The sequence below is a fragment of the Methylobacterium nodulans ORS 2060 genome, from assembly GCF_000022085.1.
In the GTDB taxonomy this organism is placed as follows: domain Bacteria; phylum Pseudomonadota; class Alphaproteobacteria; order Rhizobiales; family Beijerinckiaceae; genus Methylobacterium; species Methylobacterium nodulans.
Genome location: NC_011887.1, coordinates 62,105 through 85,717 on the forward strand (window position 1 = coordinate 62,105; position 23,613 = coordinate 85,717).

General features: G+C 65.0%; 21 protein-coding genes and 2 pseudogenes. 13 read left to right on the forward strand and 10 right to left on the reverse strand.

Annotated features, from left to right (window positions below):
- Positions 1-59: 59 nt before the first annotated feature.
- The 6 genes from MNOD_RS38760 to MNOD_RS47620 all read left to right on the forward strand — a co-directional run bounded on the left by MNOD_RS38760 (position 60) and on the right by MNOD_RS47620 (position 6,344).
- A complete protein-coding gene (locus MNOD_RS38760; RefSeq protein WP_012631067.1) occupies positions 60-260 on the forward strand; it encodes a hypothetical protein in 201 nt (66 codons plus the stop codon).
- Between the two features lie 460 nt (positions 261-720).
- Positions 721-2,856, forward strand: a complete 2,136-nt coding sequence (locus MNOD_RS38765) for a glycosyltransferase (protein WP_157091826.1) — start codon at positions 721-723, stop codon at positions 2,854-2,856.
- Between the two features lie 122 nt (positions 2,857-2,978).
- On the forward strand, positions 2,979-3,803 hold the full coding sequence (locus MNOD_RS38770) for a class I SAM-dependent methyltransferase (protein ID WP_198157704.1): 825 nt from the start codon (positions 2,979-2,981) through the stop codon (positions 3,801-3,803).
- A 191-nt stretch (positions 3,804-3,994) separates the two neighbouring features.
- Positions 3,995-5,167 carry a GT-D fold domain-containing protein gene (locus tag MNOD_RS38775; protein ID WP_043753905.1) on the forward strand — a complete coding sequence of 391 codons (1,173 nt, stop codon included), beginning with the start codon at positions 3,995-3,997 and terminating at the stop codon, positions 5,165-5,167.
- A 37-nt stretch (positions 5,168-5,204) separates the two neighbouring features.
- Positions 5,205-6,026: a PIG-L deacetylase family protein gene (locus MNOD_RS42220; RefSeq protein ID WP_012631071.1), complete on the forward strand. Its 822-nt coding sequence runs from the start codon at positions 5,205-5,207 to the stop codon at positions 6,024-6,026.
- Between the two features lie 132 nt (positions 6,027-6,158).
- Positions 6,159-6,344 carry a hypothetical protein gene (locus tag MNOD_RS47620; protein ID WP_157091827.1) on the forward strand — a complete coding sequence of 62 codons (186 nt, stop codon included), beginning with the start codon at positions 6,159-6,161 and terminating at the stop codon, positions 6,342-6,344.
- A gap of 297 nt (positions 6,345-6,641) precedes the next feature.
- Here the strand turns inward: MNOD_RS47620 and MNOD_RS47625 are convergent, their stop codons facing one another.
- On the reverse strand, positions 6,642-6,815 hold the full coding sequence (locus tag MNOD_RS47625) for a hypothetical protein (protein WP_012631073.1): 174 nt from the start codon (positions 6,813-6,815) through the stop codon (positions 6,642-6,644).
- Positions 6,816-6,984: 169 nt separating this feature from the next.
- Here MNOD_RS47625 and MNOD_RS47630 point away from each other — a divergent pair, with 169 nt between their 5' ends.
- The 4 genes and pseudogenes from MNOD_RS47630 to MNOD_RS38795 all read left to right on the forward strand — a co-directional run bounded on the left by MNOD_RS47630 (position 6,985) and on the right by MNOD_RS38795 (position 9,641).
- Positions 6,985-7,173, forward strand: a complete 189-nt coding sequence (locus MNOD_RS47630) for a hypothetical protein (RefSeq protein ID WP_043753908.1) — start codon at positions 6,985-6,987, stop codon at positions 7,171-7,173.
- A gap of 257 nt (positions 7,174-7,430) precedes the next feature.
- Entirely contained in the window at positions 7,431-7,685 is a 255-nt protein-coding gene (locus tag MNOD_RS38790) for a hypothetical protein (RefSeq protein ID WP_012631075.1), read from the forward strand.
- Between the two features lie 24 nt (positions 7,686-7,709).
- A pseudogene (locus MNOD_RS45095) lies at positions 7,710-7,914 on the forward strand (hypothetical protein); the annotation flags it as partial.
- 89 nt (positions 7,915-8,003) lie between these two features.
- Complete coding sequence (locus MNOD_RS38795; protein WP_012631076.1) at positions 8,004-9,641, forward strand: ISL3-like element ISMno5 family transposase; 1,638 nt, start codon at positions 8,004-8,006, stop codon at positions 9,639-9,641.
- 114 nt (positions 9,642-9,755) lie between these two features.
- Here the strand turns inward: MNOD_RS38795 and cueR are convergent, their stop codons facing one another.
- Together cueR and MNOD_RS38805 are read right to left on the reverse strand one after the other, a co-directional pair.
- On the reverse strand, positions 9,756-10,205 hold the full coding sequence (gene cueR / locus MNOD_RS38800) for a Cu(I)-responsive transcriptional regulator (RefSeq protein WP_012631077.1): 450 nt from the start codon (positions 10,203-10,205) through the stop codon (positions 9,756-9,758).
- Between the two features lie 54 nt (positions 10,206-10,259).
- The gene (locus tag MNOD_RS38805) at positions 10,260-12,767 is read right to left on the reverse strand and encodes a heavy metal translocating P-type ATPase (RefSeq protein WP_012631078.1); all 2,508 of its coding nucleotides are present in this window, start codon (positions 12,765-12,767) and stop codon (positions 10,260-10,262) included.
- Positions 12,768-12,942: 175 nt separating this feature from the next.
- Here MNOD_RS38805 and MNOD_RS38810 point away from each other — a divergent pair, with 175 nt between their 5' ends.
- Complete coding sequence (locus MNOD_RS38810; protein ID WP_012631079.1) at positions 12,943-13,644, forward strand: IS6-like element ISMno6 family transposase; 702 nt, start codon at positions 12,943-12,945, stop codon at positions 13,642-13,644.
- Positions 13,645-13,918: 274 nt separating this feature from the next.
- Here the strand turns inward: MNOD_RS38810 and MNOD_RS38815 are convergent, their stop codons facing one another.
- From MNOD_RS38815 to MNOD_RS50885, 3 genes are all read right to left on the reverse strand, one after another.
- Positions 13,919-14,782, reverse strand: coding sequence for an outer membrane protein (locus MNOD_RS38815; RefSeq protein WP_012631080.1), 864 nt, complete (start codon positions 14,780-14,782; stop codon positions 13,919-13,921).
- Between the two features lie 1,295 nt (positions 14,783-16,077).
- Positions 16,078-16,782, reverse strand: coding sequence for an IS6 family transposase (locus tag MNOD_RS38820; RefSeq protein WP_012631081.1), 705 nt, complete (start codon positions 16,780-16,782; stop codon positions 16,078-16,080).
- A gap of 297 nt (positions 16,783-17,079) precedes the next feature.
- Positions 17,080-17,382: an efflux RND transporter permease subunit gene (locus MNOD_RS50885; protein ID WP_425277536.1), complete on the reverse strand. Its 303-nt coding sequence runs from the start codon at positions 17,380-17,382 to the stop codon at positions 17,080-17,082.
- Between MNOD_RS50885 and MNOD_RS38830 the strand changes: the two genes are divergently transcribed.
- Positions 17,332-18,033 (forward strand): IS6-like element ISMno6 family transposase, encoded by a 702-nt coding sequence (locus MNOD_RS38830; RefSeq protein WP_012631082.1) that lies wholly within the window; start codon positions 17,332-17,334, stop codon positions 18,031-18,033. The genes MNOD_RS50885 and MNOD_RS38830 overlap by 51 nt on opposite strands.
- Before the next feature lie 37 nt (positions 18,034-18,070).
- On the opposite strand, the pseudogene MNOD_RS49735 reads toward MNOD_RS38830, so the two are convergent.
- Positions 18,071-18,247, reverse strand: a pseudogene (locus tag MNOD_RS49735) (carboxymuconolactone decarboxylase family protein); the annotation flags it as partial.
- Positions 18,248-18,389: 142 nt separating this feature from the next.
- The gene (locus tag MNOD_RS38835; RefSeq protein WP_012631083.1) at positions 18,390-19,160 is read right to left on the reverse strand and encodes an SDR family NAD(P)-dependent oxidoreductase; all 771 of its coding nucleotides are present in this window, start codon (positions 19,158-19,160) and stop codon (positions 18,390-18,392) included.
- 121 nt (positions 19,161-19,281) lie between these two features.
- Between MNOD_RS38835 and MNOD_RS38840 the strand changes: the two genes are divergently transcribed.
- On the forward strand, positions 19,282-19,779 hold the full coding sequence (locus MNOD_RS38840; protein WP_012631084.1) for a TetR/AcrR family transcriptional regulator: 498 nt from the start codon (positions 19,282-19,284) through the stop codon (positions 19,777-19,779).
- Between the two features lie 718 nt (positions 19,780-20,497).
- Here the strand turns inward: MNOD_RS38840 and MNOD_RS45105 are convergent.
- Complete coding sequence (locus MNOD_RS45105) at positions 20,498-21,001, reverse strand: hypothetical protein (RefSeq protein WP_157091828.1); 504 nt, start codon at positions 20,999-21,001, stop codon at positions 20,498-20,500.
- A 223-nt stretch (positions 21,002-21,224) separates the two neighbouring features.
- Positions 21,225-23,579, reverse strand: a complete 2,355-nt coding sequence (locus MNOD_RS38845; RefSeq protein WP_012631086.1) for a molybdopterin-dependent oxidoreductase — start codon at positions 23,577-23,579, stop codon at positions 21,225-21,227.
- Positions 23,580-23,613: the final 34 nt, after the last annotated feature.

The window sequence follows — 23,613 nt, forward strand, 5'->3', positions numbered from 1 at the left end:
GCCGGCGTTGTTACGCGAAGCGGTGGCGGGCGAACTGAGGCCAGGGTAGGGCAGGGGGCATGCAGCTCGTCTCGAGCGCCCGCCACCAGTTTCCCGCCGAGATCGTCCAGCACGCCGTCTGGCTCTATCTCCGCTTCACCCTCAGCTACCCCGTCCAGAACACGTTTTACGCTCAACGTCATCTGATCTCCCGCCGCACGCTTCGCCTGTTCAGGGCTGGGGCGGCGGACGCGTGGCAGGCGGCGACCGCCGCAGCCTGAGAGAAGACACGACCTGCCGTCAGTGCGCGCTCACTGAGGTACGCGAAGCTCAGTAACCTCCAACCGACTGGCCGGAGCCGGTTTCTGGGTCCCTGCGGCCGCAGCTCAATCGGGCAAGGCTTATGGGGATGAGTGCGAACGATTGGTGTTTCTGAACGGTTTCGGCAGTGATAGCGTAAGAGGCACCACACGCCCGCCGGGGCGTGCACGACTAGAGGAATCATTGCCTTGCGCAAACTCGCTTTATGATTGTGCGGTTCTGCTGATAAAATTGCTGTGCTGCATGTCAACAATGCTGCCGTTTCAAGGCGCCTGTGCTCCCGCACCGCGGTCGTAAGAAGGGCCAAGATAGAAGATGTGCAATCCCGCGATCGGGCCAGGGTATATGTGAATTGAAATGCGATATTTGACTTGTATAGCAAAGAAAGTTATCTCTTTACAGAGTGCTCTATTTAATTGGATGCGCGGCAACCAGTTCCATAGCGAAGGTTTCGACCATAAGTTTTATCGTGAATTTTACCGTGATCTGAGTGGAATGCACGATCCGCGCTTGCTTGCGAAGCACTATGCTGAACACGGCCGGACAGAGGGACGATTTCCCAATGAGGCAGCGATGCGCGACGCTCTGGCGCGCCTGCCGGCGGACTTCAATCCGGAAGGGTATCGTCGCCACAATCCTAATCTCGGTGATCTCTCGGACGATGCGGCGCGCATCCATTATGCCACGATCGGGCGGCTTGAAGGCTTTGCCTATCGGTCGGATCAGATTCCGGGTTTCGATCCCGACCACTTCCGCGAGATCCATCCTGCATTCGCCAGCGCAGACGACGCCACCTGCCAGGCCGCTTGGCAGGCAGAGGGCGGACCGAACGGTCCACCTGGCACACAGGTCGAGCATCTCAGGCGCCTCGACCTGCCCCTCAGAACCTATCCTGCCGCTTTCCCGTGGCGATTCTATACCCGCCTCTATCCCCGCGCTGCCGCTCACCGCTGGGCAGCCCTCGCCCACTTCCTGCGCGAGGGCTTCGCCGAGGTCGGCACTCAGATCCCCTACGGCGAGGATGCACCGTCATTCCTGATCGCTCTGGGCGACCATTTCGCTCATCGGAATGATCCCGCAGCGGTCCAGGCCTACGAACTCGCTGTCGCGCTTGGGGCTACGCCCACGGTGGCGCACCAGAAGCGGTTAGCTGAGGCCTACGGTCGAGTTGGTGCCTGGAGCGCGGCTCTCGACCTCTACGCGCATCTGTTCGCAAGCGGGATATGCGAAGAGGCCATCATGCGCTGTTTCGTGAGCGCAGCCGCGGCGCGCCAGGATTGGCCGCGTCTTTTCACGCTCCTGCCCCAGGCACTCGCCCAGACGGGCGTAATGGGCGACACGATCGCCCGCGAGGCCACTGAAACCTACTTCGCTCATCGCAGCCGTACCGCGCGGGCTCTCTACGCGGATCATCGCCGGGCGGAGGGTGACGCCGTGCTGGCCGAGGCTGTCGAGCGAGTAGCAGACTTGATGACTGCGTGCGGGTCATCTCGTGCACGGACCGCGCCAGAGCGGCCAATGATCGCGATCCTGGCGGATAGGCTTCCGGATCGGGCGCGTCATCGCCTCGATCAGCGCGTCGCACTCCTCGGCCGGATCGGTTTCGAAGCGCGTATCTTCGACCTCGGTACGGTTCGTGCCTTCGAGGAGGCGGTGCCCGCGGCCACGGCAGCGATCCTGGTGCGGACGCCCGCATGGCCCACGGTCGTGCAGGCCCTCGTGTGTGCCAAACGCGCGGGTGTCCCGACCCTCTACGAAACCGACGAGCTGATCGTCGATCCGCGCTTCGCCCCGCCGCCGCTAGAGGCCTTCGCCGGCCGGATCGGCGAACGGGTGCATCAGGATCTCGTGTTCGGGGTGGCCCTCTACCGCGCCGCCGCCAAGCTCTGCGACTTCGGTCTTGCGCCAAACCGGGTGCTTGCTGCGCACCTGGACGGGATTGTCGCAAGGGGCCGCAGCTTCATCGTTCGGGACGCGATAGTGCCGGAGGCGCGGTCGCCTGGAGTGGGGGAGCAGGTCCGCCTGTTTCTGCACGCGCCGCAGTTGCAGGACGTGCGGGCGACGGAGGCCGCGGGTGCGGCGCTGCTGGAGGCATTCCGGCGGGAGCCGCGGATTGCGTTGACCACGGCCGGCTTCGTCACGCTGGACGAGGCGTTCGCGCCCTTCGCAGATCGGATCAGCCAGCACGGTCCCGTGCCGGACTGGGAGGAGGCACTCCGGGGCAGTGACCTGAACCTCGTGCTGGCGGACGAGGGTGAGGCAGCGGCGTGCGTAGCAGTGACGGGCTGGCTCGCGGCGGCGCGCTTCGGAATTCCGACCCTGGCGAGCGCGACCCGCGCCTATTGCGAAGACTTGGAGGACGGGGTTGATGTCCGACTCGCCAGCAAGGAGGCGGAGTGGCGGGCCGCTCTCTCGGCGCTCATTGCTGAGCCCAATCTGCGTCAGGCGCTCGGTACAGCGGCTGCACGAAGCGCGGGGAGCAGGTATACGGAGAATGCGGCCGCTGAGGATTGCCGTGCGATGATCAAACACGTCGGGAAGCTGCGGCAGCAATGACCATATGGAACTGGTTCAATTGGACGACTCTGCGCCGTAATCTCGCTCAGCGTCTTGATCCGGATCGGGCGCGAGCGGGCATCTCGACTCTCGCCGCTCCTCCTTCGCCCGCGGGCGACACGGTGGACGTTCTGTTCGAACGCCTGATTTCCGCGGCCGCTGCGACGTCGCGGACACTCGCCCTGGATGGATCCTTCTTCCGCGAGATCGGCCCCGTGGTGGACGGCGACAGCTTGGAGGCCCGCTCAGCCGAGGACCTGCTCGCCGCCGCTTACCGCCCCGGTTCGCGGCTCCTCGACTTCGGCTGCGGAGCGATGCACGGCCGGTCCTTCATCGAGTCGCTCGGCTACACGTGGCAGGGAGTGGACTACCTCGACGGTGTCTCGCCGCTGGTCCGGGATGAAGTGGCGCGTCTCGGCGAGGCCGTGCAGCTCTATGATGGGCGGGTGCTGCCCTTCGCCGACGGCGAATTCGACGTCGTCTGGGCCATGGTATCGCTCCACCACGTCCAGCACATCGACATCAGCTTCAAAGAGATCTCCCGCGTGCTCCGGCCCGGCGGCAAGCTGATCGGACAGGTCGCCTACCTGGAGCAGATGCAGGATTTCGGCACCTTCAACTTCACGCCCTACGGCCTGAAGGTGGCGGCGCAAAATGCAGGCCTGCGCCTCGCTCGCATCGACCCGAAGCACGACGCGTTCGTGTTCCTGTTGCGGCGCCTGATCGTGACGCTCACGGCCAGCGACGAGACCCCGCTCAATCGCATGATGGGACCGGAAGGATTCGTTCATCGCACCCTGATCGAGGCCGGGCGGCGCCTCGGCCTCGATATCCGGACGACCAACCTGCTTCGGCTGCTGTTCTGCACGCATTTCGTGTTCGAGATTGAGAAGACAGCGGATGGAAGCGTGAGCAGCAGCGGTTTCGGATCGGCCGGAGTGGGATGACGGCTCCGCCTGTAACGCTGATGCGACCGGTCACGTCCGGCCGGTCTCGGGAGACGGCGGCTCTCGCGTCCATACCTGCCGCGCAGGCGCATCCCGCCCGACCGGCGGAGCGGGTTGGATGGGCGCGAGCGGGCGATGATCCGGTTCAAGCGGTCAGGGCCGCCGAGGCCCTCCGGGACGCCGGCGATGTCTTGGAAGCAGCCGCGATCCTGACGCAGCTGTGCCGGTTGTTTGCCCACCTGCCCTATGGCTGGCGCGAACTCGCGGTTCTCCGCCAGAGGGCGGGCGACGCCGAGGGAGCGGCGCGCGACTTCGCGCGAGCGCTGGCGGCAGATCCGGGTGATCTCCACACCCTGATGCAGTCCGTGCGCCACTCTGCGGGAATGGGCCGGCTGGATGAGGCGCAAGCCTGTCTGTCGGCCTTCGTGCCTCGCACGCCGGGCCAGGTGCGCCGGGCGGAGCGGCTGGAGCAGCTGGTCGCCTACATGCGGCGCCATCCCGAGACGGAGGCCATGCTCCTCGCCATGGCGATCCGGACGAGCCCGCGCCACCTCGGCATCGCGGCCGTGGAGGCACGCATCGCTGCTGCGCTGGAGGAGCGCCGTCCCTTCTCGCTGATCCGCCTTGGCGACGGCGAGGGCGCCTGGATCAGCGACCCGGACGAGGAGGGCGGCCGCTTCCGCAGCCTCTATCGCAACAACCGCAAGCGCATCCTGCGCACGTGGTTCGGGAATGACGACCTGATCGACCGCGCCGATTTCCTCGCCTTGCGCGACCGGTTCCTGGCCACCATCCCGACAGCCTCGGTGGTGGGGGTAACCTATCCGGAGCGGATCCGGCACGAGTACGGGATCGCGAGCCTCGATGGGGTGCCGAGCTGCACCAACGTATTGCGCCACGTCTCGCCCCTGCTGCACCGGGAGGGCGTGAGCGTCTGCACCCACGACATCCACCTCGATCTGCATCTCTCGGGCGCCCTGCAGCGGCTGATGACTTCAGGGCACCCCGTTGGCCTGATCTCCTGCCACCCTCAGCTCGCGGGTGCGATCTCCCGGCGGTTCGGCACGCGCATCGCCGCCGCGCTGCTCATTCCGGAAGAGAAGCGGTTCGCGCCGATCATCGGTGCGACCGGGATGCAAGGCGCTCATTATCCGGAAGCGTTCGGGCACGTGATGGCACGCCTGCGGCAACGGGATTGGTCCGGGATCTTCTGGCTCGTCGCGGCCGGCTATCTCGGCAAGCTCTACTGTCATGAGATTGCAGCGCGCGGCGGCGTCGCCGTCGATATTGGGTCGATTGCCGATGCATGGTCCGGCAAGGCGACCCGCCCGGGGCTGTCCAATCTTGACCCATATCGCCTATGAGGCCGTTGGCGGCCGCGTCTGACCGCCCCGACGGACCATGGCCTGCCCGAACGAGATGACCCCGAGCCCAGCGATCACTGCCGAACAGGTTCTCAAAAGCCTTGCGGCGCGCCGGCCGATCGACCTGGCGGTGGCCGTCGTCACGGCGCACCCCGACGATGAGACGATCGGCCTGGGGGGCGTCATGGCTCATCTCCGGAATTTGACCTTGCTTCAGCTCACAGATGGCGCGCCCCTCGACCCGGCCTTCGCCGCCGCAGCGGGCTTCCCGACGCGTCAGGCCTACGCGGCGGCACGCCGAAGCGAGCTGGTCGATGCGCTCGCGGTTCTGGTCGAGGGTCGCGTGGCCCGCCAGGTCTTCTACGAAATTCCCGACGGTCGCCTCGCCGACCACTTGGACGTGGCGATCGAGCGGCTGGTCGAGGATCTCATCTGGGTCGATGCCGTCCTCACCCATCCTTACGAGGGAGGCCATTTCGACCATGACGCGGCGGCCTTCGCGGTGCAGGAGGCGTGCCGGCAGCTGGCGCGCCGCGGCGATCACACACCGGCGCGGCTGGAATTCACGAGCTATCACCACATCAGGGGTCGGCTGCGCACCGGGCACTTTGTCGATCATGTCGCCTGCCCGGAGATCGTCGTCCCATTGCTGCCAGAGGCGGCTCGCCGCAAAGAGGCGGCCTTCGCGTGCCATCGCAGCCAGGCGAGTAATCTCGCCGCTTTCGGGTACGGTCCTGAGCGGTTCCGGCCGGCACCGACCTACGACTTCTTCCAGCCTCCTGCCGGCGGTGAAGTCATGTATGGAATAGAGGTGTGGCACGGCCTGCAGCGAGCCTTTGCATCCGCTGTGCATGCCTGAGAAATCGATCAAGCGTCCTGATTGTTTAATGATCGAGCGGCAGCCAAGCTTTGTGCTCGGGGGTCTGCTGGGTCTCGCGCTCGGGGCAGGCGTCGGCCTGGTGACCTATCCCGGCCTGCTGCGCATCCCGGCGTGTCCAACCTCGTGACCGGGTTGGCCCTCCTTCTGGCGAGCGTTGTCGCCGGCGCGCTCTGGGACGTCATGGGCTCATCGGCCAGCTTCCTGGCCGGCGCGGCGTTCGGCGTGCTGGCTTTGAGCGGACTGCTGGTCATCAAGCATAAGACAAGCCGGTTTTTGCTCGCCGATCCGGCGCATTGAGGTCTCCACCGGGGAGTTGCTGGCACGTATGTGCTGGAGGCCTCATCGAGAACCAAGCGATGAGCTTGGTTCATGATCTTGGGCCGGCGTGCTCGACGGCGGGAGTAGTGGCGATGAGGGGGCACTTGTTTGACCTCCCGGGCATGTTTGGCCAAGCTGCCGGCCCGGAATGCTGGCGTCGTCGAAATCGGTCCTGGGGTAATCCACCACACGTCATCGCTGGTGCCGCCGTCACTCCCGCCGGCGATGCCCGCTCGTATCGCTGGATCGAGCCTTGTGCAGGTCGGTCCCTGGCGATCAGCGGCACATGTGATGGTGGACGAAGGCCGGCGTGAAGACAAACGGCCACGTGGCCGCCGCAAGGACGACGCGTGTGGCGCTCTGCGTCTGTGTCTGGGCAGCCAGATTGATGCCCAGGTAGGCGGCCGTCAGCAGGTAGGAGGCGACAAAGCCGCGCAGAAATCCGGTCATGGGCGCTACACTGCCCGGGTCACCGGGCGCCTCTTGCTGGTCTGACCGCAGCCGAAGCCCACTGGAGCAAACCGAACATGAGCGCGGGCCAGGTGCGGGACTGCGGTCCTGGTTCGTCCATGCTCTCCCGTGAGGTCTCTCCCTCGCCCCGCGCCTGATCCGCCGCGACATGTTCCGCATCCATGATGGCCTGGGCGATCCTGACCACGAGGTCGTGGCGCGCACCGGCAATCGCTTGCTGATCTTCCGCGTGGATCGCCTGCGCCAGCTTGCATCCGGCCTCATCGACGATCTGGTGGGCGAAACGGATCGCATCGGCATGGGGTTCATAGGGCTGCGCCATCAGCAGATCTCCTGATGCACCGTTCTCACCATACCCGGGAGCGTCCGTTCGCCCGGACGTGGGCTTAGAAAGCAGCCGGGGTGCCAACCGTTCCGGACGTCGCCGATCGCCGAGCCGGCCAGAGCCCGCTCCAGGCCCCTCTGCAATCGCAGTCCGGTAGGGCTGCCCCTTTCGCACAATTGCGGACGAACGGTGTTTCTGAATGGTTTCGGCAGTGACGACGTTAGATGCGCCACGTGCCACGGGAACGTACCATCAGGGAGATTATTGCCGTGCAGAAAATCGCTTTAGGGTTGTGCGCTACTGCTGCGCTTCTGGCTCTGCCCAGCACTGGCTCCGCTCAAGGCTTCTACTTCGGGCCCGGCGGGGTGCAGATCGACGATGGGCACCGTGACTACTATGAGGAGCGGCGCTATCGGCGAGAGCGGGGCATGTGTCGCGAACTGCGTCAAGCCTGCCTCTACAAGGAGGAGCTCGGCGAAGAGGGCATGGGCAACTGTCGGCGGTACCGGCGCCTGTGCACCTGACCCGACAGGGCGCGGCCGGGCTGGATGGGAAGACAACGTGCCCGGCGACCTGTCGCGGCGCTTGCCCGATCATGGTCGGTTCGCGCTGACCTGCGCGAGCGCGTGGTTGCCGCCATCGAACAGGGCGCCTCGCGCCGCCAAGCCCTTCGGCGGCAGCCCCGCCAGTGCCATTCGCTGGCACGAGAGCTTTGCCCAAGAGGGCCGCCTCGCTCCCAAGCCAAGGCGTGGGATTGGGATTGCCCCGTTTTTGTGGTTCTTCCGCACTTTGCGTGGAACGGTCGCGGTGACGCGGGAAGCGCAGGCTGATTCACGAGGCGGATGATCCTGTCCTCATCCCTGCCGGGCTGCACGATCGAGCGGGTCTTTCGCCACACCGATCACCTTGTCGTCATCGCCCATGGCCGCCGTTGTCATGGTCGATGTCCGACCTGTGGCACGCCCAGTTCCGCCGTTCACAGCCGCTATGATCGCCGTCCGGCCGATCTGCCGAGCATGGGCCAGCCTGTGACGCTGCGCCTGCGTATCCGACGCTTCTACTGCCATCATCCCGCTTGCCGCCGCCGCACGTTCGCCGAGCCTCTTCCGCGGCTGATACCGCCGCGAGCGCGCCGGACCCGCCGCCTCGCTCAGGCCCAGACCCGGATCGGGCTTGCAGTCGGCGGCGAGGCCGGCGCGCGCCTGACCGGCCACCTGGGGATGCAAACCAGCCCCGACACGATCCTGCGCCTCGTGCACCGCCTCCCGTTGCCGAGAGCGAACGCGCCGCGCGCCGTGGGCATCGACGACTGGGCCATCCGCAAAGGTCGGAGCTACGGCACGCTTCTCGTCGACCTCGAACGGCGATGCCCGATCGACCTGCTGCCCGACCGCTCAGGGGCGACCGTTGCCGCATGGCTGCGTCGCCATCCCAGCATCCAGATCGTCGCCCGCGACCGCTCGACCGAGTACGCCCGAGCGGCCACCGCGGGCGCGCCGGCCGCCCTCCAGGTCGCCGACCGATGGCACCTGCTCCTCAACCTGCGCCAGGTTCTCGAACGCTGGCTTGGCCGCGTCCATGGCCGGCTGCGACAGCTCCCTCCTCTTGCGAGTGGTGACGGACGACAGCCAGGGGAGCGCCCGCGCGCCTATCGCCGCAGCGCAGCCGAGATTGCCGTCAGCCTCGACAGCCGCGCCCGCCGGCTGGCGGCCTATGAGGACGTGCGCCGACGCCATCTCGCTGGCGAGACCCTCCTGGCGATCGGCCGCGCCACGGGTCTGGCGCGAGCGACCGTGCGCAAGTACGCCCAGGCCGAGAGCTTCCCGGAGCGCGCGATCCGCAGACCCAATCCCTCTCGCCTCGATCCCTACCTCGCCCATCTGGAGCAGCGCATGGCCGAGGGCTGCGAGAACGCTATGGCGCTCTGGCGCGAGATCCGCCGCCAGGGCTTCGCGGGAACCCATCGGCAGGTGCACCGCTTCGTCGCCGAGCGGCGCACGGCTCGCAAATGGCTGTCGCAGCCCGCCTCGACGAGCACTGAGGCGATCAGACCCTCACCCATCGCCTCACCCAAGCAACTGGCCTGGATCCTGGTGCAGCCCCTCGCGACACTGCAGCCCCGCGCCGCGGCTGACCTCGCCCGCATCCGGCAGGATCCTGAAGCCGCACGGATCGCCGATCTGGCGCGGCGGTTCACGATGCTCGTGCGTGCCTGTGGCCTGGGCGGCGACCGGCCGGCGGACCCTGCCAGCGAGCTCGACAGATGGCTGCTCGAAACCCGGAACTGCGGTGTCGCTGCGCTGGAGACCTTCGCGGCCGGTTTGGCGCAGGATGGGGCGGCCGTTCGGGCGGCGCTGACGACGTCCTGGAGCAATGCTCAGGCGGAAGGGCAGATCAGTCGGCTGAAGATGCTCAAGCGCACCATGTACGGTCGCGCCAGCTTCGCACTCCTCCGTAGCCGCATCCTCATCGCTGCCTGATCCACGCAAAGTGCGGAAGAACCGTTTTTGTGGACGGTTAGGAGGCTTGGCTGACCAGGGTGTCGGTTGCGGGTTCTGGGCGGTACTTCTCTTCCGGTTTGCCGATGCGGCCGATCAATAAGCCAAGCCAGCAACCGCGCCCTTGCGCGGGTGAATTGACAGATCTTCATTATCCTCGCCGTTCTCGAGGTGCTTGAGGATCGGGCAATGCGGACGATGGTCGCCTTCGCAGGCATTGACGAGCATCGTCAGCGTATGCTCGATGTCCTGAAGACCCTTGATCTTCCTTTCGAGCTCGTCGATGTGGGCCTGCGCCAACCGCTTGACCTCGGCGCTCTGCCGGGATTCATCTCGCCACAATCCCAGCAGCTCATTGATCTTGGCGACGGAGAAGCCGAGGCCGCGTGCGCGGCGGATGAAGCGCAGCATGTGCACGTCGACGTCGGAATAGTCGCGATACCCGGAAGCCTTCCGGTCGGCCTGCGGTATGAGGCCGGTCTGCTCGTAGTAGCGGATCATCTTGGCCGAAACGCCGGACGCCTTGGCTGCCTGTCCTATGTTCATGAGTAATCTTCCTTCGCGACACAGCCGGCCCGAAACGGCCGGCTGCTGCCGTTGTCAGTGCGCAACCTTGAAGCGGCGGAGCCGAAGCGCGTTGCCCAGCACGAAGACGCTCGACAGGGCCATGGCTCCCGCGGCGAACACCGGCGAAAGCAGGATGCCGAACGCGGGGAACAGCACGCCGGCCGCGACCGGAATCAGCGCCGTGTTGTAGGCGAAGGCCCAGAAGAGGTTCTGGCGGATGTTGCCGATCGTCGCCTTGGACAAGGCGATTGCATTCGGCACGCCCTGCAGGCTGCCCGACATCAGCACCACCTCGGCCGCTTCGATGGCGATATCCGTGCCGGTGCCAATGGCGAGACCGACATCGGCCTCGGCGAGGGCCGGAGCGTCGTTGATCCCGTCGCCGACGAAGGCAACCTTGCCGTACTGGCTCTTCAGCCGGCGAACCGCCTCCACCTTGCCGTCGGGCAGCACCTCGGCGACGACCTCGTCGATGCCCAGGCGAGCCGCGATGGCCTTTGCCGTGCGCGCATTGTCGCCGGTGATCATCGCGACCTTCAGGCCGAGATCGTGCAGGGCCCTGATCGCCGGGGGCGTCGTCTCCTTGATCGGGTCCGCCACGGCAATGATGGCCGCGAGCTTGCCGCCGATCGCCGCATAAAGCGGCGACTTGCCCTCGTTGGCCAGGCGTTCGGCGACCGTGGCGAAGCCGGCCACGTCATGGCCGAGCTCGGCCATGTAGCGGTCGGCGCCAATCTCGATCGGCTTGCCGTCCACCGTCGCCTTCACGCCGAAGCCGGTCACGGATTCGAACCCGGAGACCATGGGCAGTTCCAAGCCCTCGTTGTGAGCCGCCTCCACGATCGCCCGGGCGATCGGGTGCTCCGACTTGGCCTCGACGGCGGCAACCAGCCCAAGCACGGCCTTCCGGTCGAAACCGATCGCCAGCTCGAGATCCGTCAGCGCCGGCTTGCCCTCGGTCAGCGTGCCGGTCTTGTCGACCGCGACGACCTTGGAATCCTTGAGCAGCTGCAGGGCTTCACCCTTGCGGAAGAGCACGCCGAGCTCCGCGCCGCGGCCGGTGCCCACCATGACGGAAGTCGGCGTTGCAAGGCCCATGGCGCAAGGGCAGGCGATGATCAGGACCGCAACCGCGTTGACGAGCGCGAAGGTGAGCGCGGGCGAAGGCCCGAAATACAGCCACGCCGCGAAGGTCAGCGCCGCCACGGCCATGACTGCGGGCACGAACCACATGGTCACCTTGTCGACCATGGCCTGAATCGGCAGCTTCGAACCCTGGGCTTCCTCGACCATGCGGATGATCTGGGACAGGACGGTGTTCCCCCCGACCGCCGTCGCGCGGAAGGCGAAGGCGCCCTTCTGGTTGACCGTGCCGCCGACCACTTCGCTGCCGAGGGCCTTCGAGACCGGGATCGGCTCGCCGGTGATCATCGACTCGTCGACATAGCTCTCGCCCTCGGTCACCTCGCCGTCGACGGGAATCCGTTCCCCGGGCCGGACTTCGATGATGTCTCCGGCGGCTACGGAGGCGATCGGCAGATCGACCGTCTTGCCGTCCCTGCGCACGCGCGCCGTCTTGGCCTGAAGTCCCACCAGGCGCTTGATCGCCTCGGACGTGCGCCCCTTGGCGCGGGCCTCAAGGAGACGGCCGAGCAGGATCAGGGTCACGATGACCGCGGCCGCTTCGAAATAGACGTTGATCGTGCCGGGAGGCAGGAAGGCGGGGGCGAATGTCGCGACCAGCGAATAGCCATAGGCGGCCAGCGTGCCGACGGCGACCAGCGAGTTCATGTCGGGGCCGAGACGCCACAGCGCCGGCAGCCCCTTTTCGTAGAAGCGGATGCCGGGGACGAACAGAACGAGCGTCGTCAGCGCAAACTGGATGTACCAGCTCCACTGCATGCCGATCGTCGCGTCGATAGCGCCATGCACGCCGGGGATGAGGTGAGACCCCATCTCGAGAACGAAGACCGGCGCTGTCAGGACCGCGGCGATCGTGAAATCGCGCTTCAGTTCCCGCCGCTCTGTTTCCTTCTTCTCGGCTTGCTCGGCCGTGTCGTCCTGACCGCCCGCGTTGACCGCCTTGCCGATCACCGTCGCGCCGTATCCGGCCTGCTCGATGGCGGCGATGAGCGCGCCCGAGTCCGCCGAGCCTTCAATCGTGGCCCGCTCGGTCGCCAGGTTGACGCTCGCTTGCGTGACGCCCGGCACCGCTTTCAGGGCGCGCTCCACACGCCCGATACAGGATGCACAGGTCATGCCCTCCACCGAGAGCTCGATCGAGGACGCCGGAGCCGAGAATGCGGCAGGTACGGAATAGCCGGCATTCTCGACGGCGCCGACGAGCTTGCTGCGATCAACTGGCGCATTGGTCGTGATGCTCGCGCGCTCGGTCGCTAAATTGGCCGAGACCGTCTCCACGCCGGGAATGGCCTTCAGGGCCCTCTCGACACGTCCCACGCAGGATGCGCAGGTCATGCCCTCGATGGGCAGTGAGATTGACGCGGAGGAAAGGTCCGCAGGTCGAACGGGGGCATTCATAGCCGCCTCCTTTCTCGTTCGGGAATTTTGCGTTCCGGCAGAAGATCGGGCTTCCAATCGTGGGAAGGTCAAGCCCCAATTTGGCACTGATCGGGGAAAATGCTGTCCGACAGGGCTTGTCACGTTGGTTGGGCGCTGGCTTGCGGAGGGCTGGCGCGCAGCGTAGCCGGGTCGCATGACCGTGCTCTCGTACTCCGGCTACCGCTTCCCGCGTGACATCATCCAACGCGCTGTGTGGTTGTATCTCCGGTTCACCCTCCGCTTTCGCGACGTCGAAGAACTCCTGGCCGAGCGGGGGATCACAGTGACGTACGAGAGCATCCGACGCTGGGTTCTCACCTTCGGTCCGACGATCGCACGCGGGCTGCGAGCCCGCCGCCCCAAGCCGCACGCGCGATGGCACCTCGACGAGGTGTTCGTGCGCATCAGCGGCACGCAGATGGACCTGTGGCGGGCCGTGGACGCCGAAGGCGAGGTGCTGGACGTGCTGCTCCAGACCAAGCGGGACAGGCGCGCGGCTCAGAAGCTGATGCGCAAGCTTCTGAAGAAGCAGGGCATGGCACCGGAGACCTGGGTCACGGACAAGTGCCCGGCCTACGGAGCCGCGCTTCGTGAGATGAAGCTGAGCCGAGTGGATCACGTCCAGCGCAAGCGGGCGAACAACCGGGCGGAGAGCTCGCATGTGCCGGTGCGACGACGAGAGGCGAAGTTGCAGGGCTTCGAGTCGCCTGGCTCAGCCCAGCGGGTCTTGTCGATGCCCGCGGCCACCTACAACACCTTCACCGTTCCTCGTCACCTCGTCTCGGCTCGCACGCACCGGCTCTTCCGAGCCGAGGCGTTCGCGATGTGGCGCGGTGCGGCGGGCGTGCCGGCCTGAAAGGGGCCAACGTCGGTTTTCATGCGGCTATTCCGACAACGTGACAAGCCCTTCGGGGGCAGTGGGAAGCCCCAGCGCATCATCGTCAGCTCGCGTTCGCCCTGCCCCGAAGCGTGGGGCTGCGCCTCCCGTCGTACCCGGCGTTGCCCGTCAGAAGCATCAAATCCGACGCCGCGCACAAGCGCCCCGGGAGGACCCGGGGCGCCGTTCGGCCAAGCGGCCAGATTTGATCGGGGTCTGGGGACGCTTCAGCCGAACCGTTGTCGGCCACCGACTACCAGGTGCCGAACTTGTAGTTCAGGCCGGCGCGGACCACCGCGAACTCGGTGTCGCGGCGGAACTGACCGGCGTTCACCACGACCACGCCCGGGCTCGCCGTCGTGATGATGGCGCCGGCGTTGTTCACCGCGAAGGCGCCGTTGAAGCGCCGGCCACGGTCCAGGTTCACGTACAGACCTTCGACCTTCACCGTCACCGAGCTCGACCGGAAGAAGTTCAGGAACGAGTCGGTGGGCAGGGCGTACTCGACGCCACCACCGGCGGTCCAGCCGGTCTGGAAGTCGTCGTCGTTGGGCAGGCCGAAGTCGCGGCCGCCGCCGCTGCCATAGGCGAAACCGCCGGTGCCGTAGATCAGGGTGCGATCCCAGGCGTAGCCGAGCCGGCCGCGCACCGTGCCGAAGAAGTCGAGACCGGCGAGGCCGGCCGGGTTGAACACCCGCTGGGCGGCGATCGGGCCGGTGGCGATGAAGCGGTTCCGGTCACGGCCGAAGTCGACGTACTGGGCGTCGGCCTCGAGACCGATCACCACGCCCGCGCCCGGCGTGAACTGGTAGTTGTAGCCGATCTGGCCGCCGCCGGTGAAGCCGTCCAGGTTGCTCTCGTTCCGGAAGGCGATGACGGTCGGAACGATGACGAGGCCGGTGGCCGGGCCGACGCCAATCACCGTGGGCCCGCGGTTGGGACCGGTGTCGAAGCCGTAACCGGCGTTGAAACCGGCGTAGAAGCCGGTCCAGGTGAACACCGGCACCGGCGTGAACACCGGCGGCGGGGGAGGCTCGCGGCGCGGCAGGTCGGCAGCAGACGCAGCGCCCGTCAGGAGGGCGGTGGCCGCGCTGGTGAGCAAGAGCTTTCTGATCATCTGGTCCTGGTCCCTTTCGCAGGAGCTGCAAGTTCCCTCCGTGGGAGTTGCAAGACGATCACAGCGTTGATTGCCAACCTCTGGCTAGTGCAGCTGCGCCACGGTGACCATCAACCGAGACAACAACGACGCGCATCAGCCGTCGTGGGCAACTTATTTTTTGTAAGTTGCCGTAATAACACACAGCGGTTAGGATTATAACCATAAGAAACTCCCCACGAGCCTTGCGGCTGTGGGGGAGTTTTGAAGCTACTCGTTCCCAGGACCAGTGGGGAAAGCTTCATCCATATCAAACCAGCTTTCAAACCCGAATGCAACCACCTAATTGCTTTTACACTTGTCTAGATGCAGGGATGATGACGAGTGTGGCGATTAACCTTCTTAGTGGCCGTATCTGGGATGAGGCTAGGTTCGTACAATGCCGGCGATGCCTGAATTCACCCGGTCGGCGCTGGTGCCGGCTGATCAGGCAATCCTGAAGGCCGCCCAGTCCGTGCGCTCATGGCAAGGCACATGAACTCCGCTCCCGCGCGAGCTGGCAGCGTTTGCCGACGCTGGATCAGCGCCTCGATACCCTGCTCTGCCGAGCGCTTGAGGTGCTTGGCGATCCAGCCCAGCTGATACGGCCGAAGCTGCCACGTAGACTACGGTGATTACTCCTGCATCGTCGCTCCTGTGGCTCGACCGGCAGTGTATCAAGCTTGGCGCTATCGGCAGCTTCATTTGTTAAGCTGGCGATGCCGACGGCGAAGTGTTCACGTGAGAGGACGGCTTCGAGCGCACCTCGCCGGTCAAGGCCTTCCCAATGGCTCCGGCCCTGGGGCCTCATTCCGGCGAGCATCGCGAACCTCCTCGTCCGCGCCCGCGTCAAAGGCGAGCTGGCCGACATCTCTTCGCCAGGGCTGAGACGCTGCTGGCCGTCGTGATGCGGCGCCTCCGGGCGACCGGGAAGGCCGGCCTTAACTGAGACGGTCGCGGGCTGGCTGCTCGTGCGCTACTCCCGGGTCACGGTGGCGGGGGTCCGCGCATGAAGCGCCTTTGGATCCGCAGAGTGCGCTGATCAGAACGCAGCGGCCGGACCGATAGGCTGTTGGCCCGGCCGCTGTCACGGCACCCGACCTCGCTGGATGGGGCTGGAAGGGCAGCGTGACAGCCGCAAAGATACCGCCAAGACTGACCGGGACGGTTAACGCGGATAGGATGCCCGCCCGATCAGCCCTCGCTCTCCTCCCCGGCCTGGGGGGCTTGTCGCAAACTCGGGCTCGGGCTGCAGAAGGGGCTACCCGCCCCCGCTTTCACGCTTTGTTCGCGACGGGAAGCCCGAAGCAGTGCGCGAGCAGCTGGTTCTGCTCCCGCACCGTCCATGCGCCCAAGAACCCGAAGCCCTTGCGCCGCCACAGCCTGGCTTTGACGCCCTGGATCGTGCGCCGCGCCGTCTTGAACGACCGGAACCCGCCCACCCGCGGCATCGCCCGCTTCACTCGGAAGGGGTCGCTCGCGATCCCTTGCTGCAGGGGCTTGCTGACGTGATGGGTCGGTGTCCGGGGCAGCAGGCCCGCCTTGCGGCTCTCGGCGATCGCCGGCGGGTACGGGCCGGCCCCATTGCGGAACAAGCGCTTGGCGGCATCGAGGTCGCGGTTGGCCGTGAGCAGGACGTCGACCGCCTCACCGGGCTTGTCGATGGCCCGGTCCGGGGAGCGCCACTGGCCCCGGACGCGGATGTCCGTTTCGTCCACGCGCACCGAGCCGCAGGGCGGCTTGCGGAACCGGCGCAGACGACGCTCGATGGCCGGCGCGTCGGCGAGCACCCAGCGGGTGAGGGTGGAGTGGTCGACCGTGAGGCCCCTCTCCAGGAGCATCTCCGCGATGTCGCGGTCGCTCAGCGCGTCGCGCAGGGACCAGGAGACGGCCTGCACGATGAGGGTGGCTTCGAAGTGTCGGCCCCTGAAGTCGCCTTGGGCCTGTCTCTTCAGCGTGAGGGCGAGGGCGTTCAGGATCATGGGCTGGCTCCGGAGCGGAGCGGCAAGCTGGCCGGGTATGCCTAACGACCCGTGACCGCGGGCCCGTTCGCGTTTGCGACAAGCCCATCCGCCTCGTGGGGGCGATGGCTGCGCGCCTGACGCACCTCGGAAGGCGGCTCGTCGGCTGAACGGGCCTGGAGGAGGCAACTCTCCTCATGCTGAGGTGCCGCGGATGGGATTTGATGCTTGCAGTTCCGGTTCGCCTGCCCCGGAAAATCTGGCGATAGAGCAGAGACTCGGCATTTCCAGCGGCGACTCTGCATTGCCGGCAGCCAGTCACATGGCCGGCAAGTCCTGCCCCGGCCTCGAACGCGACGACAGAGAGCGGCTCAGACGCTCCATGTACAGGTAGACGACCGGCGTCGTGAACAGGGTCAGCACCTGCGACACGAGGAGGCCACCGACGATGGCGTAGCCCAGCGGCTGGCGGATCTCCGAGCCCGTGCCGGTGCCGAGCATCAGCGGGGGCTTGTCACGTTGGTTGGGCGCTGGCTTGCGGAGGGCTGGCGCGCAGCGTAGCCGGGTCGCATGACCGTGCTCTCGTACTCCGGCTACCGCTTCCCGCGTGACATCATCCAACGCGCTGTGTGGTTGTATCTCCGGTTCACCCTCCGCTTTCGCGACGTCGAAGAACTCCTGGCCGAGCGGGGGATCACAGTGACGTACGAGAGCATCCGACGCTGGGTTCTCACCTTCGGTCCGACGATCGCACGCGGGCTGCGAGCCCGCCGCCCCAAGCCGCACGCGCGATGGCACCTCGACGAGGTGTTCGTGCGCATCAGCGGCACGCAGATGGACCTGTGGCGGGCCGTGGACGCCGAAGGCGAGGTGCTGGACGTGCTGCTCCAGACCAAGCGGGACAGGCGCGCGGCTCAGAAGCTGATGCGCAAGCTTCTGAAGAAGCAGGGCATGGCACCGGAGACCTGGGTCACGGACAAGTGCCCGGCCTACGGAGCCGCGCTTCGTGAGATGAAGCTGAGCCGAGTGGATCACGTCCAGCGCAAGCGGGCGAACAACCGGGCGGAGAGCTCGCATGTGCCGGTGCGACGACGAGAGGCGAAGTTGCAGGGCTTCGAGTCGCCTGGCTCAGCCCAGCGGGTCTTGTCGATGCCCGCGGCCACCTACAACACCTTCACCGTTCCTCGTCACCTCGTCTCGGCTCGCACGCACCGGCTCTTCCGAGCCGAGGCGTTCGCGATGTGGCGCGGTGCGGCGGGCGCGCCGGCCTGAAAGGGGCCAACGTCGGCTTTCTCGCGGCTATTCCGACAACGTGACAAGCCCGGGCGATCAGCTCGTGAATCTTGGGTTCGAGTTTGCCGCTCTTGGTCGCGCCGTTCTCGATGATCGTGAGGCCGCGCAGCACGTCAGGGCTGAGCTTGGCGAACTCGCCAACGCGACCTACCAGGGCGTCGCGATAGGCGTTCCAATCCTGCATGTTGTTCATTGTCATGCCTCCTGTGAGTTGGGTTCGGGTCGTTAGAGTGAGTCAGCTCGATCCCTCAACCCGTGCCGTCAGCGACATGGGAACCCCTATCTCGCTGACGGCTGGGTTCATTCCGAAGCGCGTCGTTCGGGTGGAGATCCGGCTACTGCCGACCGGCCGTCACGCCGCCATCGACGGGCAGCACGGTGCCGGTGATCCAAGCGGCCTGGTCGGACGCAAGGAACAGGATGGCCTCAGCCACGTCGCCGGGCTGGCCGTTGCGACCAAGCGGGTGGAACGCGTTGAAGGTCGGGAGCACGTCCCTGACCTGCTGCGCCGACATGAAGGTGCTGTAGACTGGCGTCTCAATGACGGCCGGGGCCACGGCATTGATGCGGATCTTAAAGGGAGCGAGTTCGATCGCGAGATTGCGCACCATCGCGTGGACCCCCGCATTGGCGGCGGAGTAGGCGGCCGACGGGGTCGCCCCGATCGCCTGGATTGCCCACATCGAACCCGTCTGGACAATGGCCCCGCCCCGGTCCTTCATCGCCTTGGCCGCAGCCTGCGCGGTGAAGAATTTCCCCTTCAGGATCGTATCGAGATACCAGTCGTAATCTGCCTCGGTCAGCTCGAGGAACGGCTTCGGGTTGAACACGCCAGCGTTGTTGACCAGAACGTCGAGCTGGCCGAACCGGGACACGGCGGCCTCGACCAGCGCCGCGCCGGTGGCCGGGTCAGCGATATCGCCGGCTGAGACAACCACGTTCCGGCCGCTCGGGTCGATTTCGCGGGCGGTGGCTTCAAGCTTGGCCACGTCGCGCCCGTTAATGACGACCCGGGCGCCTTCGGCCACAAAGCGTGCTGCCGTCGCCTTGCCGATGCCGGAACCGCCTCCGGTGATCGCTACGGCTTTGCCTGTAAACCGTTCCATCCATGTGGCCTTATCTATCGGTAGGTAGGTGGCTCAGACCTAACCCATGTGCATCGGCCCGGCAAGGCCTATCTATCGGTTGGTAGACAGGATCGATGTTGTGCGTCATAGGAATAGGATCATGGATACCGCCCAAGCCATCATGGACGCTGCGGAGCGTCGGATCCGATCTGCCGGCTACAGCGGGTTCAGCTTCCGCGAGATCGCAGATGAAATCGGCATCAAAAGCGCCAGCGTGCACTACCACTTCCCAACCAAGGAGGCGCTCGCGGCTGCCGTGACGCGGCGCTATAATGACCGGATTGCCGCATCTATCGACGCCCAGATCGCCGCCGGTACCGCGCCTGTCGAGGCGTGGCGGCACGTCTTTCGTGCGGCGCTGGCTGACGGCGCACGGATGTGCCTGTGCGGCGCCCTGGGTGTCACATCGGGCGATCTGTCGGAAGAGGTAGCCGCCGAAGTGCGCCGCTTCTTCACCTACGGTGTGGACAAGCTGAAGGCTGGTGGCCTCTCGGAAGCGCGGGCCATGCAGGTTCTTGCCACACTGGAGGGGGCGATCCTGATCGCGAGCGTCCGCAGTGATCCTGCATTTTTTGATCTGTCTACTTCGGATCTGTGACCCGACCCAGCCTCGACAATCAACGGTGTCTAAAAATCGTATGGACCGCCCCGTCTGCAAGGGTGTCGCCGAACGGCGATGCCGGTCTGCATCAGCGGATCCGGTCTCAGGGCAGCGCCCTGGCCAAGATGGAGATCCGCGCGCCCGCGGTCTTCATCAACGACACGGTGTCGAGCACCTCATCTAGACCCAGGATCACCCTGACGCCGGTCCGACTGCGTTCTCAACGCGCAAGTCGGCGCGCGGGCACCATGGGGTTTAAGGACGAACGCGGCGACGATCTGGCCAAACGCGTCACACCGACACTGGAAGGGAGTCGCTGCCCTACCGCCGCGACAAAGCCTGACCACCCTTTTTCAACAGGCCCAGCGCGCTGGTATGGCTCCGACCTCGGCCACTCCTCGCGCCGTAGCCGGAGGGCGCTCCCTGCGCACACCCGCACGCCGGTGACTTCTCGTAGGTTCCCTCGGTATTCAGGACGTCGCAAAACTCGCGGACAGCATCTGCCAAACTTTTTCGGCGTCGCGTCCACATGATGCTAACCTGCCGAACGACAGCAGGATTTAGATCGAGGACAGGCCAACCCCCAGCACAGCCTCTACCCTGAAACGCCGCGGTGCCAAAGCCAGTCGCCGAAGTTGCGCTGAGAGCAAAAGCTTGCTGCGCGCCGGTATGTACGTTGGCTCAGGGACGGGCGCCGAGATAATTTCGGAGTGCCTCATGACTTATCTCCTCGAACTAGACCTGCGGTCATCGGGCGGAAGTATAAATCCCGATACTCGAGGTGAATTGACGAAGCTTTGAGCAACCAGTTGACGCGCCCTTCAATTATATGCCATTGATGTTGCAACCGCCGGGCGCAAAGCATCAGAAAATATTCAAGGTACGTGATTCGCTCATCGACCGGAGCGTTCTCATCCACCAGGTAAAATAGACTGTCGTCTGCGTAGCACCATTCATTATCGATATTGAAACGCTGCATTTGAAAGAGAGATTGCTTCCTTAGTTCTACCGCGGTGATACTATGTGCGCGCGAAACCACTTTGTTGATCTCTTCATATCGAACCTCATCATATGAGAGTACAAGGTGATCTATCACAACGGCCGCCAGGAAGCCCGCGATGTTATCGAAGAAAGAGTCAAGATCTTTCGTCGAAACACCGTTGAAAACAATGCTACATGTATAACGGTTCGCGAAAGCTGCCGGAGGCGTGCGATCCATGGTCCATTCACACTTAATCTGACGGTCGGAGTGTATGCACGCCGGCGAGCGAGGGTCATCCCAAATGGTAAGGCCGCCTCTGAGCGGCACACCCTGCAGGACGTGGTCACCTGCATTCGCGAGGACGGCACGGTCGACGAGACTGGACCCCGGCGCGAATACAGGCTCGTGCCACCCGCCGAGGTGGAGCGGCTTTCCAAGCCCCACCCCGACGCAATGCGGGTCAGCCATCAAGGTGGGAAGCGGGCGCGGGGAGTGACAAAGGTGGATCGTACGCCCGGATGGGCGGCAAGTTGCCATCGAAGCGCTCTACTTCGACCGTCGTAAGCTGCCCTGTGCAACCCTGAGCCAGTGCCGAGGTGCCCACGTCTTCGGTCAAAACGTTGGGATTACCGTGCACACACAGAGTTTTTTCCTCGGTTGGGTCTGCCGGGTCGTACCAGGCACCTGTAGGTAACTGAATCACTCCCGGACGGATGTCCTCCGTCAAGGCAATCGCAGCGAGGCAAGCACCCCTTTCATTGAACAGGCGCACGATGTCGCCATCGGCAATTCCGCGCTCGGCGGCGTCCTTCGGGTGCATACTTGCGATTTCACGCCCACGATGCTTGCCGCTGCCGCTGTGCCCGCCGAAGTCGAGCTGACTATGCAAGCGAGTGCGGGGTTGGTTTGAGACCAGCACCAGCGGAGCCGACTCGGTCGGAAGGTAACCTGATCCGAGCCAAGCCGGGTGGCCTGGACAGTCCGCCTCACCGAAGCTCGCGATTGTCTCCGAGAAGATCTCCAGCTTGCCGCTCGGAGTTTCCAAAGGAGAGGCCAGAGGATCTTCACGGAAGGCGCGAAGGTTTCCGCCATCGTCCGGACCTTGCGGAACAAGGATACCGCTACTCTCCCAGAAATCCTCGAAGCTCGGCGCGGGCAGGTTCAGCTGAACCAAACCCAGCCGCGTCGGCTCGTACAGGTGTTCGAGCCATTGACGGACAGTGCGGCCTTCAGTGAAAGCGTCGCGCGCACCGAGCCGCTCCGCCAAATCGGCGAAGATGGCGAAGTCGTCACGAGCTTCGCCATAAGGCGGCGCGATCTGCCGCATGGGCACTAGCAAGGGGTCGTTGGAACTACCACCAATGTCGTCACGCTCAAGCGTCATCGTACAGGGCAGGACGATGTCGGCGTGACGCGCCGTTGCGGTCCAAGCGAGTTCATGCACAACGAGTGTGTCGACCGCGGCGAAAGCTTTCTTCAACCGGTTCAAGTCTTGGTGATGGTGAAACGGATTCCCTCCCGCCCAGTAAATCAGCTTAATTTCCGGATAGGTCAGAGTTTTTCCATTGAAGCGATAGGCCTCACCAGGGCCCAGCAGCATATCAGCGATACGAGCCACCGGTATGAACTCTCGGACGCTGTTCGATCCCTGGGATAAGGTGGGCAGCTTGACCGCATTTTTGCGGCGTCCGTAGTAAGCAATGGCGCCGAGCGGGTAGGCATACCCGCCTCCGCTCAACCCAATCTGACCAAGTGCTGCAGCCAGGACCATACCCATCCATACCGGCTGCTCGCCATATCGTGCACGTTGCAGCGAGTGCGAAACGACGACCAGGGCCCGTTTGCCGTGCAATCGGCGGGCTAGAGCCATAATCGCATCTGCCGGGACACCGGTTAAAGGTGCGGCCCAGTGCGCATCCTTGGGAATGCCATCAGCTTCACCAAGGAGATATCGCTCGAAAGTTGGCCAACCGACCGTGTAGCGCTCCAAGAAAGCTCGATCGTGACGCCCTTCCACGACCAACGTATGCACCATGGCCATCATTAGTGCCGTGTCGCTCGCGGGAATCAGCGAAACCCACTCCGGCCGCGCCTCCTCTGGAAGATCTGATGCTAGTGGACTGACCAAAATGAATTCGCAGCCGCGAGCCGCCGCACGCTGCATAACGCCGCGCTCAACGTGCTTGCTGATACCGCCACCTGCGACCATGCTATTCTTTAACGCCATCCCTCCGAAAGCGATTACTATCTCACTATCCTTCTCGACCTGTTCCCAAGTTACATTATGTTTGGCCAATTCTTCGTGGTTGCCGAGAATGTGGGGGATAAGCACCTGGGACGAACCAGAGGAGTAGCTGGTGACGGATCTGACGTAGCCGCCACAAGCAATGTTGAGAAAACGGTGGATCTGGCTTTGGGCGTGGTGAAATCGGCCAGCGCTCGACCACCCGTACGACCCCCCAAAAATGGCCTCAGGCCCGAAGCCATCCCGTACCCTGACGAGTTCGCGGCCCAGAAGGTCGAGCACCTCCTGCCAAGCCATCGGGACAAACTCGTCTTGGCCGCGCTTCTCGTCGGGACCTGGCCCTCTTTCGAGCCAGCCTCGGCGCACCATCGGTTGCGCGATCCTTGCACGATGACGGAGCGCTCCCGGAAAGTTCTCGATGATCTGATTCGGGTCGGGATCACCCTCGTACGGGCGCACCTCCAGCTCGCCGTCGATCATACGCGCCGAGAAGACACCCCAGTGCGAGGAATGAGGCTTGAAAGGCACCTCGGACTCCCTTTCGGGATTGCCGAACCGCGAGTCACGCATGGGAAATGTCCTCCGAAGTATGCTCGATGATCGC

Excerpts from the sequence above, each read along its gene's own strand:
- MNOD_RS38760 (WP_012631067.1), top strand. The coding sequence starts at position 60 with ATGCAGCTCGTCTCGAGCGCCCGCCACCAGTTTCCCGCCGAGATCGTC.
- MNOD_RS38765 (WP_157091826.1), top strand. The coding sequence starts at position 721 with ATGCGCGGCAACCAGTTCCATAGCGAAGGTTTCGACCATAAGTTTTAT.
- MNOD_RS42220 (WP_012631071.1), top strand. The coding sequence starts at position 5,205 with ATGGCCTGCCCGAACGAGATGACCCCGAGCCCAGCGATCACTGCCGAA.
- MNOD_RS47625 (WP_012631073.1), bottom strand. The coding sequence starts at position 6,815 with ATGACCGGATTTCTGCGCGGCTTTGTCGCCTCCTACCTGCTGACGGCC.
- MNOD_RS47630 (WP_043753908.1), top strand. The coding sequence starts at position 6,985 with ATGTTCCGCATCCATGATGGCCTGGGCGATCCTGACCACGAGGTCGTG.
- MNOD_RS38795 (WP_012631076.1), top strand. The coding sequence starts at position 8,004 with ATGATCCTGTCCTCATCCCTGCCGGGCTGCACGATCGAGCGGGTCTTT.
- cueR (WP_012631077.1), bottom strand. The coding sequence starts at position 10,205 with ATGAACATAGGACAGGCAGCCAAGGCGTCCGGCGTTTCGGCCAAGATG.
- MNOD_RS38805 (WP_012631078.1), bottom strand. The coding sequence starts at position 12,767 with ATGAATGCCCCCGTTCGACCTGCGGACCTTTCCTCCGCGTCAATCTCA.
- MNOD_RS38810 (WP_012631079.1), top strand. The coding sequence starts at position 12,943 with ATGACCGTGCTCTCGTACTCCGGCTACCGCTTCCCGCGTGACATCATC.
- MNOD_RS38815 (WP_012631080.1), bottom strand. The coding sequence starts at position 14,782 with ATGATCAGAAAGCTCTTGCTCACCAGCGCGGCCACCGCCCTCCTGACG.
- MNOD_RS38820 (WP_012631081.1), bottom strand. The coding sequence starts at position 16,782 with ATGATCCTGAACGCCCTCGCCCTCACGCTGAAGAGACAGGCCCAAGGC.
- MNOD_RS38830 (WP_012631082.1), top strand. The coding sequence starts at position 17,332 with ATGACCGTGCTCTCGTACTCCGGCTACCGCTTCCCGCGTGACATCATC.
- MNOD_RS38835 (WP_012631083.1), bottom strand. The coding sequence starts at position 19,160 with ATGGAACGGTTTACAGGCAAAGCCGTAGCGATCACCGGAGGCGGTTCC.
- MNOD_RS38840 (WP_012631084.1), top strand. The coding sequence starts at position 19,282 with ATGGATACCGCCCAAGCCATCATGGACGCTGCGGAGCGTCGGATCCGA.
- MNOD_RS45105 (WP_157091828.1), bottom strand. The coding sequence starts at position 21,001 with ATGGATCGCACGCCTCCGGCAGCTTTCGCGAACCGTTATACATGTAGC.
- MNOD_RS38845 (WP_012631086.1), bottom strand. The coding sequence starts at position 23,579 with ATGCGTGACTCGCGGTTCGGCAATCCCGAAAGGGAGTCCGAGGTGCCT.